The sequence below is a fragment of the Arthrobacter sp. alpha11c genome (assembly GCF_054149985.1).
On record NZ_CP196747.1, the window covers coordinates 1654934 to 1667734 of the forward strand.

Here is a 12801-nt window from a genome sequence, read left to right on the forward strand (position 1 = left end):
GGACTCTGTGTCTCTTTGTACAACGCTGCACGTCCAGTAGGCATTCCTGCCCTTGGTGTGCCGCAGCTCTCATTTAATTGCTGTCAGCAGCCTGCGAGAGACTACGATCGAAACGGGCCGACGTCCTTTTGCGACGCTGGACCTGAAGACCAAGGCCGTCGTCGGAACAGGACGTCGGGCGCGTACCGGGGGCAGGCCCGCCAAACATGCGGCCCCGCCATGCAATGCAGAGAGAAGTGAGGAAACATCCTCGTGGTCAAGACTACTGACATCATCCTCGGCGTCATCGCCAAGGACCTGAAAAAGTCACCCAGCGACGCACTTGTGATCGGAGTTGCCCAAGGCTCAGACGGACCAGAGCTGCTGGAGAACCCGCTGAGTGCCAAGGCCGCCGAATCCCTTGAGAAATCACTGAAGCTCCTTGGAGTCTCGGGTGCCCCCGACCAGGCGCACCGCCTTCCGGGTTTGCCGGAAACCGGCTCAGGGATCCTGGTCCTGGCAGGCGTGGGTAAGTTGTCCGAGGTCGGCACCATCCCTGAAGAAGCGCTGCGCAGGGCGGCCGGTTCCGCGGTCAGGCAACTCGCCGGAGTCCCCTCAGTGACCTTGGCGTTCCCGACGGCGTCCGTCACCGACGTCGCCGCAGTCGCCGAAGGTGCCGCGATGGGCGCCTATTCCTACACCGAACACCGTTCCAGCAAGGACGGGCTCAAGGACCCGGTTGCCAAGGTTCTGATCTTCACCGGCGTTGACGCCAAAGCTGCCCAGCCTGCACTTGACCGAGCAACAGTACTGGGCAGGGCCGTCAACGCAACGCGTACGCTCGTGAACCAGCCGCCCAGCCACTTGTACCCCGAGTCATTCGCCGAATCTGCCAAGGAACTCGCAAAGGGTCTTCCCGTAAAGGTGACGGTCTGGGACGAAAAGCGCCTGGAAAAGGAAGGCTTCGGCGGCATCCTTGGCGTTGGCAAGGGTTCAACCCGTCAGCCACGCCTGGTCAAGGTGGAATACGCTCCGGCAAAGGCCACCCGGAAGATCGCGCTCGTAGGCAAGGGCATCACCTTCGACACCGGCGGTATCTCCATTAAGCCCGCCCTCGGCATGGGTGACATGAAGAGCGATATGGCGGGCGCCGCCGTCGTTCTTAATACAGTCCTCGCCATCGCCTCGCTCGGCCTGCCCATCAAGGCGACCGCTTGGCTTTGCATTGCGGAGAACATGCCGTCCGGCGCTGCCCAGCGGCCCGCCGACGTCCTTACTGTCTATGGCGGAAAGACAGTCGAAGTCCTGAACACCGATGCCGAGGGCCGTCTGGTCATGGCCGACGGCCTGGTGGCCGCAAGCCTGGAAAAGCCGGACGCAATCATCGACGTCGCAACACTCACCGGTGCCCAGCTCATCGCGCTCGGATTGCGCACGGCAGGAGTGATGGGTTCCGATTCGGTGACAGCAGCATTGAAATCCGCCGCTGACAGGGCAGGCGAGCTTGTCTGGCCAATGCCGCTGCCCGAGGAACTGCGCCCCAGCTTGGACTCCCAGGTCGCGGACCTTGCCAACATCGGCGAACGTAACGGCGGAATGATGACAGCAGCCGTCTTCCTGCGTGAATTCGTGGGCCAGAACGGCGACGGCCAGCAGATCCCCTGGGCCCACGTCGATATTGCCGGCCCATCGTTCAACAACGGCAGCCCCTACGGCTACACCCCGAAGCAAGGAACCGGATGCACAGTCCGTACCTTGGTGGCCTACGCCGAGGATCTGTTGGCACCCTCCGCGTAAGCAACGCACTCCACTGCGGCTAAAACGGGCAGTGCGGGTAGGGCGGATAGGTCCGCGCTACCCGCACAACCCCGGAATTATGCGGTGTGTAGCGCTGTGTCACAAGTGAACGTGAGTCTGGACACAAGCGCTCCACAAACGCCCGTGGAGGGTGGAGCATGGGTAGGTGGTTCGCTAAGGTGAACTCGATAGTCACAAATGCAAGAGAACTTAGGTGCTGGCATAATCACGGCAGAACAAGTTCCAAAGACCCGATGACACCAGTCCCGTGTCATCATTCACGCGAGGGAGCGTTTTAGTGGCCGATCAGGCAACTGCGCAAGAATTCGACATCCTGGTACTCGGTGGCGGCAGCGGCGGCTACGCCACAGCTTTGCGGGCCGTACAGCTTGGGTTCACCGTTGGCCTTGTGGAAAAGGCAAAACTCGGTGGAACCTGCCTGCACAACGGTTGTATCCCCACCAAGGCACTCCTGCACTCGGCTGAACTGGCCGATCACGCACGCGATTCCGCCAAGTACGGTGTGAACGTCACGCTCGATGGCATCGACATGTCGGCCGTGAACGCGTACAAGGACGGCATTATTGCCGGCAAGTTCAAGGGCCTCCAGGGACTCATCAAGTCCAAGGGCATCACCGTCATCGAGGGTGAAGGCAAGCTCCAGGGCAACAACACCATCGTCGTGAACGGCACCGCATACACGGGCAAGAACATTGTCCTGGCAACCGGTTCGTACTCACGCTCCCTCCCGGGCCTGGAAATCGGCGGCAGGGTCATTACCTCTGACCAGGCCCTCACCATGGACTACATTCCCAAGAGTGCGATCGTCCTGGGCGGCGGAGTCATCGGCGTCGAATTCGCTTCCGTTTGGAAGTCCTTCGGCGTGGACGTCACCATCATCGAAGGCCTGCCCTCCCTGGTTCCCAACGAGGATGCCGCCATCGTCAAGAACCTGGAACGCGCCTTCAAGAAGCGCGGCATCAAGTTCACCACCGGCATCTTCTTCCAGGGCGTGGAACAGAACGACGACGGCGTCAAGGTCACCCTTGTGGACGGCCAGACGTTCGAAGCCGAACTCCTGCTCGTTGCAGTCGGCCGTGGTCCCGTCACCGCGAACCTTGGTTACGAAGAAGCAGGTCTGACCATCGACCGCGGCTTTGTCATCACCAACGAACGCCTCCACACGGGCGTAGGCAACATCTATGCAGTCGGCGACATCGTACCCGGCGTCCAGCTCGCACACCGCGGCTACCAGCAGGGTATTTTCGTTGCCGAGGAAATCGCCGGCCTGAACCCCGCGATCGTCGAAGACATCAACATCCCCAAGGTCACCTACTGCGAGCCTGAAATCGCAACGGTCGGCTACACCGAAAAGGCCGCCAAGGAAAAGTTCGGCGACGACCAAGTGCAGACCCAGGAATACAACCTGGCCGGCAACGGCAAGAGTTCCATCCTCGGTACCGGTGGCCTCGTCAAGCTCGTTCGCCAAAAGGATGGCCCCGTCGTCGGCATCCACATGATCGGCTCCCGCATGGGTGAACAGATCGGTGAAGCCCAGCTCATCGTGAACTGGGAAGCCTACCCCGAGGACGTGGCCCAGCTGGTCCACGCCCACCCCACCCAGAACGAAAGCCTGGGCGAAGCCCACCTCGCCCTCGCGGGCAAGCCGCTCCACGGCTAAGTCTTTACCCAAGACAAACGGAGAGGGTGCATGCGGCGGAATCTGCCGCATGCACCCTGTCCGGACCAGCAGAATTCATCCGCACAAAAGATCAATAAGGAGAACGGGGACGACATGTCTGAATCCGTTAACTTGCCCGCCCTCGGTGAGAGTGTCACCGAAGGAACCGTCACCCGCTGGCTCAAGCAGGTTGGTGACCGGGTAGAGATCGACGAGCCGTTGCTCGAGGTTTCCACCGACAAAGTAGACACCGAAATCCCTTCTCCGATCGCAGGCGTCATCGAAGAAATCCTCGTCGCTGAAGACGAGACTGCAGAGGTTGGCGCCCCCCTGGTACGCATCGGCGACGGCTCCGGCTCTGCCGCACCGGCTGCTGAGGAAGCACCCGCCGCTCAGGAAGCACCCGCTGCTGCCGAGCAGGCTGCTCCCGCCGAAGAGGCTCCCGCTGCCCCGGCTGCCGAGGAAACCCAGGCTGAAGCTCCTGCCGCCTCCGGTGGCGAAGGCCACGAAGTAACCCTCCCCGCCTTGGGCGAGAGCGTTACCGAAGGCACCGTCACCCGCTGGCTCAAGGCTATTGGCGACACCGTAGAGGTGGATGAGCCGCTTCTTGAGGTTTCCACTGACAAGGTCGATACCGAGATTCCTTCCCCGGTTGCAGGCACCTTGCAGGAAATCCGCGTCAACGAAGACGAAACCGCCGAAGTTGGATCGGTTCTGGCTGTCATCGGCTCCGGCGCGGCCGCCCCCGCTGCGGCTCCGGCTCCCGCGGCTCCTGCCGCTGCTCCGGCTCCCGCGGCTCCTGCCGCTGCACCGGCTCCCGCTGCCGCTCCGACACCTGCTGCCGCACCCGCTGCTGCACCGGCTCCGGCTGCTGCCCCCGCACCCGCTGCTGCTGCTGCTGCACCGGCAGAAGCCAGCTCGTCCTCCGAGTCTGGTTACGTCACTCCCTTGGTACGCAAGCTGGCAAACCAGCAGGGCGTGGACATCGCATCGGTGTCCGGCACCGGCGTCGGTGGCCGCATCCGCAAGCAGGATGTCCTTGCCGCTGCCGAAGCCAAGCAAGCCGCCGCAGCAGCGCCGGCCGCGGCTCCTGCTGCAGCTCCAGCCGCCAAGGCTGCGGCACCTGTTGTTGCCTCCTCCCTGCGCGGCACCACCGAAAAGGCTCCGCGTATCCGTCAGGTCATCGCACGCCGCATGCGCGAGTCGCTGGAAGTCTCCACCCAGCTGACGCAGGTGCACGAGGTCGACATGACCAAGATCGCCAAGCTCCGCCTCAAGGCCAAGAACTCGTTCCAGGCCCAGAACGGCGTGAAGCTGACGTTCCTCCCGTTCATCGCCAAGGCTGTGGCGGAAGCACTGAAGCAGCACCCCAAGCTGAACGCTGCCTACGATGAGTCCAAGCAGGAAATCACCTACCACAACGCCGAACACCTGGCCATTGCGGTAGACACCGACAAGGGCCTCCTGGTGCCGGTCATCTCCGACGCCGGCAACCTTAACCTCGCAGGCCTGGCCGGTAAGATCGCCGACGTCGCAGGACGCACCCGCGATGGCAAGATCGGCCCTGATGAGCTGTCCGGCGGTACGTTCAGCATCACCAACATCGGTTCCGTTGGCGCCCTGTTCGACACCCCGATCATCAACCAGCCGCAGGTAGGCATCCTCGGTACGGGCGCAATCGTCAAGCGCGCGGTGGTGGTGGCCGACGAAAACGGCGACGACTCGATTGCCATCCGCTCCATGATGTACCTGTCCCTCACGTACGACCACCGTTTGGTGGACGGCGCGGACGCTGGCCGCTTCCTCCAGACCCTCAAGGCCCGCCTTGAGGAAGGTGCTTTCGAAGCAGATCTTGGTCTCTAAGCCCAAGCGTTAGCAGAGACCCTCCTCACGGAGGGCTCTGGTCAACCAGGCGGGGCAGGCTTCGGGGAAACCCGGTAGCCTGCCCCGCTTCGTTGTCCCACACCGTATTGTCCGCCGCGCTGTTTCTCTGCCTAAGCGTGGCTTTGCTACGGGACGTAGAACCAACTGGATAAGCTGGGGCCATGAGTATTCTCTTCAGCATCCTGGTGTTCTTGCACATCGTCGGCGCAGCCATGATTGTGGGCTACTGGATCGCCACCATCAAGACGCCTACCGTCCACCCCCGCCAGCGGGATGGCGCATTCCTTCAGCTGCTCACGGGCATTGCCATGATGGGCCTCCTGCCACTGATGCCGGACGCCGATCCCAACTACTTCAAGCTCGGCATCAAGTTCGCCATCGGTGTGGCTGTTGCCGTTCTGGCCGTGATCGGCTCCCGCAAGGTCAAGAACGGCGAACCCGTCTCCACCGGCCTGGCTCACGGCGTGGGCGGCCTGGCCCTGGTGAACATCGCCATTGCAACACTTTGGAACTGAACGTACGCAGAAGCAGCCCATCCGCCTTTGCAGGGCGGGTAGGCTGCTTTCTTCAAGGCAAGCCAGGGGTCACAATCCACTGACAGCGGAATGACAGTGCAGCGTAGCCGGCAAATCCATAGGATTGATCCCGGTGGCATCCGGCGATGGCTGGTTGCCGACGCACAAACGACCCCAAGGAGTGGACATGGCAGCAACACGCACCGCACACACGGTTTGGAACGGCAACCTGATCGAGGGCGCTGGAAACACGACGCTGGATAGCTCAGGCCTGGGCACCTTCGATGTCACCTGGAAGGCACGCACCGAGCAGTCCGGTGGTAAGACCAGCCCGGAAGAGTTGATCGCTGCAGCCCACTCTGCATGCTTCTCCATGGCGTTCAGCCACGCCCTTGCCGGCGAGGGATTCACGGCTGAAGAAGTTCAGACCAAGGCTGACGTTACCTTCGTTCCCGGCACAGGCATCACGGGCAGCCACCTGACGATGACCGCGAAGGTTCCGGGCCTGTCCGAAGAGGACTTCCGCCGTATCTCCGAAGACGCAAAGACGGGCTGCCCCGTTTCCGGCGCGCTGGCCAGCATCGAAATCACCTTGGATGCCACCCTCGCGCAGTAGCACCACCTTCAAAGTGCAGAAGAGCCCCGCCACTCCCCTCAGGAGAGTGGCGGGGCTCTTCTGCGCTCACCCGCTGCTAGCCCTCTTGCGGACGGGCGGGCAACGGCGCTGGCCGCACCTGGCGGTAGCCTTCACGCAACGGCGGGCGGTCAGTAGGTAGCTCCTGGATCATCTCCTTGAGGGCACCAATGCCATACTCGAGTTGCGGATCGCTGCCTGCTGCATAGGCGTGCGGCGGGAAGAGCACCTCGATATCCGGCTCCACACCACGATTTTCAACATCCCAGCCGATCCCACCGCCAAACCACGTGGCGTAGCGGGGCTGCGTTACCCCGGTACCGTCTGCCAGCGCAAAGCGGTTATCAATACCCACCACGCCGCCCCATGTCCGTACTCCGATGACAGGGCCAATGCCCCTCAGTTTGGACACTTGGGTGATGATGTCGCCATCTGATCCGGCAAATTCGTCTGCCAGGATGATTACTGGACCCCGCGGAGCATGGTGGGGGTAAGTCCGCGGCTTCTCGCCACGCGGCATACTCCAGCCAGTGACCTTCCGGCCAATGAGCTCAGCCACGAGCTGCGAGGTGTGGCCCCCACGGTTACGCCGTACGTCTACGATCAACCCGTCCAAGGCGGTTTCTGTATCGAGGTCACGATGCAACTGTGCCCAACCATTGGCCATCATGTCCGGGATGTGCAGGTAGCCGAACTTGTCGCCGGATGCCTCACGCACCGTGCGCCGGTTGGCCCGGACCCAGTCCTGGTAGCGCAACCGCTCCTCGTCCCGGATGGGGACAACGGCAACGCGGCGCTGGGCACCCGCAGCTCCGCCATGTCCTGGGCCATTCAAGAGTGTCAATTCAACGGTTCTCCCCGCTGCACCCACCAATTGCATGGCAGGCGTCAGCGCCGCGGAAAGCTCGACGCCGTCAATCGCCAAAAGGACGTCGCCCACCTTCGCATCCGCGCCGGGACGCGTTAAGGGCGAGGTTGCGAGGGGATCGGAAGACTCTCCAGCCAGGATTCGGATTATCTCCCAGCCTTTGCTGCCGAGCTGCAACTCCGCGCCAAGCCTGCCTTGACCATTACGGCCAGGTTCAGTCACGGCGGCGGGCCGCACATAGGCATGCGAGGTTCCCAGCTCGCCGTGGATCTCCCACAACAGGTCCACGAGGTCGTCATGGGACCCCAGACGGTCCACGATCGGACGGTAGCGTTTGTAGACGGAATCCCAGTCCTGGCCAGCCATGTCCGGAGCCCAGAAGAAGTCCCGCTGCAAGCGCCATGCTTCATCAAAGGCCTGGCCCCAGGCAGCCACGGGATCCAGGATCACACGGATCCTGTTCAGGTCCACTTTGACCAGTTCCCCGGATTCCTCGTCCACTTTGCTGTCTGACGGAACTGACATGATCTGCTTATCAAGGACGTAGACAACCCTCTTGCGATCGCCAGACAACCGGTAGCTGTCCACAGCAGCGAGGAGGGTGGTTTCCTTGCGCTTGGCAAGGTCAAAGCGCACCAGGGAGGGGGCTGTCTTCTTATCCTGCAGAGTGCCCTTTCCTTCGCCGGTGACACCGGACAGCTCAGTATCAAGCCACAGCAGCGCTCCGTCACCGGCAGCGAGTCCGGAGTAGTTTCCCTGTGGCACGGGAACCGTGATGACCCGGTGTGCCAGGCCTTCCGCGTCCACGCGCACAACTGGCGCGTCGCCGTCGTCGTGCTTGGCTGTTGTGGTGGGCGCGTCCTCAAGGGTGTCTACGGACGGCCCGAAAGGGGACGGCGTATCAGCGGCCAGGGCCAGCAGGTACGGCTTGATGGGACTCGGGAAGGAGAGGTCGAACGAATGGCCGTCATAGACGGGGTCGAAGCTCCTGTTGGACAGGAATGCCAGGAACTTCCCGTCGGGGGTGAACCGGGGTGATTCATCGCAGAAGCGTCCGTCGGTGGCATCGATGATGCCGGCGTCGGATGCCGAAGGCCTTGCCAGGCGAAGTTTGCTGCGGGAACCAAAGGACGTCACTGGCTCAGACCAGGCAAGCCACTGCGAATCAGCGGACCACGACAATTGATCCACGCTGCCTTCCCCAATACTGACCAAACGAGTCAGTGCCCCGGAGGCGGTGTCGGCTACGAAAACGTCGCCAAAAGCCGTGCCGATGGCCAGCCAACGGCCATCGGGGCTGGCCTCCAGTGCGCTCGTCCTTGTAGGTGCAGGGAAGTCCAGCCGGAGATCGTCCGCTTGATCTTCTCCTGTGGATGCGACAGGTACCGCCGTTCCCCCCACAGTGTCTGGTGAGGGGTCCGCATGGGCGGCTTCATCCGAGGGTTCGGCCGCTTGGCCCATATTCACGGACTGGTTTGCGGAGGAACCTTGGCCCAGGACGTTGGATGCAGAGACCGGCTTAGGGAGTGCGTCTGCTTCACTGGAAACAACAGCGGGTTCCGCGGCCTTCGGCACCTCAACAACTCCGGACAAGCGTGCGGCGATGCGCTTGACGTACAAAGCCTCCACTCCCCCGTGGTCGGCCACATAGGCGATCCGACCATCCGTCAACGGACGCGGAAGGCGGGCACGGACACCCGGCGTCGCTTCGACCACCCGCGACGGCCCGTCCTTATGGCGGAGCCAGTGGATAGTGCCATGTGACTCCACGGCGCTGGCTGTTCCTGCAACGTTCGGATACACGTCGCCCAAATGCGCAGATGCTTTCAGTGGGGCAGGACGCCGCGCCGGTGACGCAGAACCGAGCGTGATCTCCAGCTTCACAGCTTCAGCATCGGCATCGAGCGAGGGCAGGATCCAGAGTTCACCGGCAGATTCGAAGATAACCCGCCGGCCGTCCGTGCTGGCGTGCCGAACATAGAAATCCTCATGGTCTGTGTGGCGGCGCAGTCCTGACCCATCAGGAAGAACGGAGTAGAGATTTCCGTAGCCTTCGTGGTCCGAAAGGAAAGCGATGCGCCCCTGGATCCACAGCGGGTCAGTCAGGTTGCCCTCAATTTCGGGGATCAAGCGCTCGAACTCACCATTGCCGTCTGCGTCGATCCACAACTTGCCGGCAGTGCCACCCCGGTAACGCTTCCACCAAGCCGGTTCCCGGGAAAGGACGCTCGCCAGGACAACGGGCTTCTCGTCACCGATTTCAGGTCCGAAGGCAACGCCCTCCACCGGTCCGAACGGAAGTTCGACGGCGGCGCCTCCCTCCAGGGGGAGGCTATAGGCGTACGTGTGGCGGCTCTCGGACTGCTGGAACGCGCTGGTCACCAGGACGTTCCCAGCAGGCGTGAAACCCTTGACCCGGGTTGTGGCGTGTCCAAAGTAGCTCAGCTGCTTGTACCCGCCACCATCGACGTCCGCGGTGACAACCTCCGGTGAGGTACCAACAACAGCAGTCCACACGAGCCGCTTGCCATCGGGAGTGAAGCGTGGGTTCCTTGCCGGCATTTGCTGGGACGAAACACGCCAGGCCCGGCCACCTGAAACGGGGGCGATCCAGATGTCGTCTTCGGCCACGAACGTGACCAATTCGCCATGCACATGCGGGAAACGGAGGTAGCTGGAGGAGGTCATTGTTCGATCATAGTCAAGAGGCACGGTGTCAAGAGGCACCCGCCCCGCGCTTCGCACGCTGTTTCTGCCTCATGCTTGGCTCGTGATGAGATGAGTCATGCGAATCGTAATGTCCGGAGCCTCAGGGATGATCGGGACGGCAGTGTCCGAGCACTTGAAAAGTGCAGGTGACGACGTCATCCGCCTGGTGCGGCGGCCTGCAAAGACTGACGATGAAAGGACCTGGGATCCAGCCAAGGGAGTCTTGGACGAGACCGTCCTGGAAGGCGCTGACGCTGTGGTCAACTTGTCCGGCGCCGGCATAGGCGACCGGCCTTGGACCAGGAGCAGAATTGCTGTCATTCGTGACTCGCGCCTTCAGGCCACCCGGACACTCACTGCGGCCATGCGCCGCCTTGGCCAGCCTGCGTTGTCCTTCGTCAGCCAGTCAGCGTCGGGCTACTACGGCGCCTCCCGGCAAGGCCCGCTCCGCGAGGACTCGGGCCCAGGTGCGGGAGTGCTGGGCTCGCTATGCGTCGAGTGGGAGCAAACTGCCAGAACCGCTCCATCCAGCGTGAGGGTAGTGACACCCCGGACCGGAGTGGTGCTGAGTACTTCCGGCGGTGCGCTCGGACCGTTGCTTCCGCTGCTCAGGATTGGGCTTGGCGGGCCCTTCGGAAACGGGCGACAATTCTGGCCGTGGATCACCCTTGCCGACGAAGCCGCTGCCCTGGCCTTCCTCCTCAAGTCCGATCTGGAAGGTGGGGTCAATGTCTGCGCCCCGGAAAGCGCAGACGTCAACACCATCGTCGAGCGGCTCGCGAAAGCGTTCCACCGCCCAGCCTTCGTACGCATCCCCCGGCCCGCCCTCCGGCTTGTCCTTGGCCAGCTTGCTGACGAACTCGTCCTGGCGAACCAAAGAATGGAGCCAGCAAAGCTTGCCGCCGCTGGTTTTCACTGGCAACACCCCGGGCTCGATGAAGCCATGGAGTGGCTGAAGACTAAGCCCTCCAGCTGAACCGGTCCGCACCTCAAATTCCCACCCCACGTCTACGCGCGTCCCATGACAGTACGGCTAACCGGGGCCGAGAATCTCCGAGATGCTCCACTGCCCTGCCAATCTGACAAGGACGAGGCGCAATTGCTGGGGCTCCCCGGCGGGCTGGGACTTCACCAAACGATCCGACCGGTCGCGCTCGTCATAGCCGGAGGTCGTTGCGGTCAGGGCAACGACGGCGCGATCAACCTCGTGGGGATCCTGCACCGATACATTGCTCAAGCTGGTGGTGAGTCCGGCAAAGTGGATACCGTCAGCCCTCAATTGATGCCCCAACGTCTCATCTGCAGCTTGGGCAGGTGAGCCTGCTGCGTTGACGCTTGCAAGCAAGTCAAGACGATCCAGCCCCAGCGCCATGTCCCGCACGGCCGATAACGCGTGCACGGCGATGGTTGGATCCTCAGAGCGGAGCGCATCCAAACGCGCGTCCGGAATGGGCTGGGAGGCTTCGGCTGCCTGGGTCGTTGTCGCTGTATTTACTACGGACGTCGAACCCGACGCGGGCTCCTGTATTCCCAGCCAGAAGGCCCACCCAACCGCACCAACCGACACTCCCGCAGCCACCAGCAAGCCGACCCGGATGCTTAACCGTCGCCCACGCTGCGGTTGCGTTCTCCGCTGCGGTTGCCTTTTTCGCGTTCGACGTTCGGGACGCGGAGTCATTGCTGTCCGCAAGGGCCGAAGCCGCAACACAGCCCCGGTCAATGGACTCCTGCTCAGTGGACTCCTGCTCAGCGGACTTCTCCGCTGAGGTCGTCCCCCGGCCTGCCGGCGCGTGAGCAGCTCCGGAATCACGGACGAATGGACGGACCCAGCCAGATCCACGGGCTGTGCGGCGGCGCTGCGATAGATAGCTGTTCCCAGCTCCCGGGCGGTGGGACGCGCCCGGGGATCAGGATCCAGTCCCGCCTCAAGGGCAGCGGCGAGCCCTTTGGGGACATCAGGGACCAAGAGAGGCAGTGGCGGGCGGTGCTTGGCGATTTCCGGCGCCATGCCCGTCAAGCAATACCAGCCGAGCGCCGCCAGCGAATAGACATCCCGTTCCGGGTGCAGGGCTTCTCTGGCTCCATTATCGGACCCGCCCCGGGCGGCAACAGAAGTATCAACGAAGCCGTCAGTGCCGACGTCGAGGCTTTGATTCTCCTCACCCACAACGCCGGCGACGCCAAGGTCTGTCACCAGGGGCTTCCCCTGTGCCGTAAACAGCACGTTGCCTGGAGAAATATCCCCGTGGGCCGTTCCCTCGTCATGCAGGTAAGCCAAGACCTGGGCAACGGGGGTCAGAATCGTCACCGCTTCACCGACTCCAAGCTTGCGCCGGCCGCCCATCAGATTCGCGAGGGAACCTCCTGCGGCAAAGTCCATGACGAGCCCAACGGCGCCTGTACCCACGCCGGGCAGCTTCACGACGTCGTGAAGTCGGATGAGGTGCTCATGCTGGAGGCCGGACAGGATCCGCCCCTCACGGAAGCCGCGTTCGGAATCTGGTCCCGCCGGCCCACGGGAGTCCTCGCTGGGCCTGCCCGTGAGGCATTTGATAGCGAAGCGGGCTCCGTCCTTGTCCCTGTTGGCAAGCCAGACTGTCGAGGAGCCACCACTACCCAGTGGGCGTAAGGGCGTGTATCCCGGAATGTGCGGGACCAAGGGGGCAGGAGCATCCGTAGTTTCCATATCCAAGGTCTACCGGATGATCGGATTTCCCGCAGAAGTTATCCACAG

Annotated in this window: 8 protein-coding genes; 6 read left to right on the forward strand and 2 right to left on the reverse strand. The window is 62.8% G+C overall.

Annotated elements, in window-relative coordinates:
- The first annotated feature begins 252 nt into the window (after positions 1–252).
- From ACTAQJ_RS07580 to ACTAQJ_RS07600, 5 genes are all read left to right on the forward strand, one after another.
- The gene (locus ACTAQJ_RS07580) at positions 253–1776 is read left to right on the forward strand and encodes a leucyl aminopeptidase (protein WP_498701596.1); all 1524 of its coding nucleotides are present in this window, start codon (positions 253–255) and stop codon (positions 1774–1776) included.
- A 298-nt stretch (positions 1777–2074) separates the two neighbouring features.
- On the forward strand, positions 2075–3457 hold the full coding sequence (lpdA, locus tag ACTAQJ_RS07585; protein ID WP_431119701.1) for a dihydrolipoyl dehydrogenase: 1383 nt from the start codon (positions 2075–2077) through the stop codon (positions 3455–3457).
- A gap of 114 nt (positions 3458–3571) precedes the next feature.
- Positions 3572–5320 (forward strand): 2-oxoglutarate dehydrogenase, E2 component, dihydrolipoamide succinyltransferase, encoded by a 1749-nt coding sequence (gene sucB / locus ACTAQJ_RS07590; protein WP_498701597.1) that lies wholly within the window; start codon positions 3572–3574, stop codon positions 5318–5320.
- Between the two features lie 182 nt (positions 5321–5502).
- The gene (locus ACTAQJ_RS07595; protein WP_224089587.1) at positions 5503–5856 is read left to right on the forward strand and encodes a hypothetical protein; all 354 of its coding nucleotides are present in this window, start codon (positions 5503–5505) and stop codon (positions 5854–5856) included.
- A gap of 187 nt (positions 5857–6043) precedes the next feature.
- Positions 6044–6472, forward strand: a complete 429-nt coding sequence (locus ACTAQJ_RS07600) for an OsmC family protein (protein WP_026005506.1) — start codon at positions 6044–6046, stop codon at positions 6470–6472.
- Positions 6473–6548: 76 nt separating this feature from the next.
- Here ACTAQJ_RS07600 and ACTAQJ_RS07605 read toward each other — a convergent pair whose 3' ends face one another.
- Entirely contained in the window at positions 6549–10046 is a 3498-nt protein-coding gene (locus tag ACTAQJ_RS07605) for a S41 family peptidase (RefSeq protein ID WP_498701598.1), read from the reverse strand.
- Positions 10047–10143: 97 nt separating this feature from the next.
- Here ACTAQJ_RS07605 and ACTAQJ_RS07610 point away from each other — a divergent pair, with 97 nt between their 5' ends.
- Positions 10144–11043: a TIGR01777 family oxidoreductase gene (locus ACTAQJ_RS07610; RefSeq protein ID WP_498701599.1), complete on the forward strand. Its 900-nt coding sequence runs from the start codon at positions 10144–10146 to the stop codon at positions 11041–11043.
- A gap of 57 nt (positions 11044–11100) precedes the next feature.
- Here ACTAQJ_RS07610 and ACTAQJ_RS07615 read toward each other — a convergent pair whose 3' ends face one another.
- Complete coding sequence (locus ACTAQJ_RS07615) at positions 11101–12753, reverse strand: serine/threonine-protein kinase (protein ID WP_498701600.1); 1653 nt, start codon at positions 12751–12753, stop codon at positions 11101–11103.
- Between the last annotated feature and the right edge of the window lie 48 nt (positions 12754–12801).

Excerpts from the sequence above, each read along its gene's own strand:
- sucB (WP_498701597.1), top strand. The coding sequence starts at position 3,572 with ATGTCTGAATCCGTTAACTTGCCCGCCCTCGGTGAGAGTGTCACCGAA.
- ACTAQJ_RS07595 (WP_224089587.1), top strand. The coding sequence starts at position 5,503 with ATGAGTATTCTCTTCAGCATCCTGGTGTTCTTGCACATCGTCGGCGCA.
- ACTAQJ_RS07600 (WP_026005506.1), top strand. The coding sequence starts at position 6,044 with ATGGCAGCAACACGCACCGCACACACGGTTTGGAACGGCAACCTGATC.
- ACTAQJ_RS07605 (WP_498701598.1), bottom strand. The coding sequence starts at position 10,046 with ATGACCTCCTCCAGCTACCTCCGTTTCCCGCATGTGCATGGCGAATTG.
- ACTAQJ_RS07610 (WP_498701599.1), top strand. The coding sequence starts at position 10,144 with ATGCGAATCGTAATGTCCGGAGCCTCAGGGATGATCGGGACGGCAGTG.
- ACTAQJ_RS07615 (WP_498701600.1), bottom strand. The coding sequence starts at position 12,753 with ATGGAAACTACGGATGCTCCTGCCCCCTTGGTCCCGCACATTCCGGGA.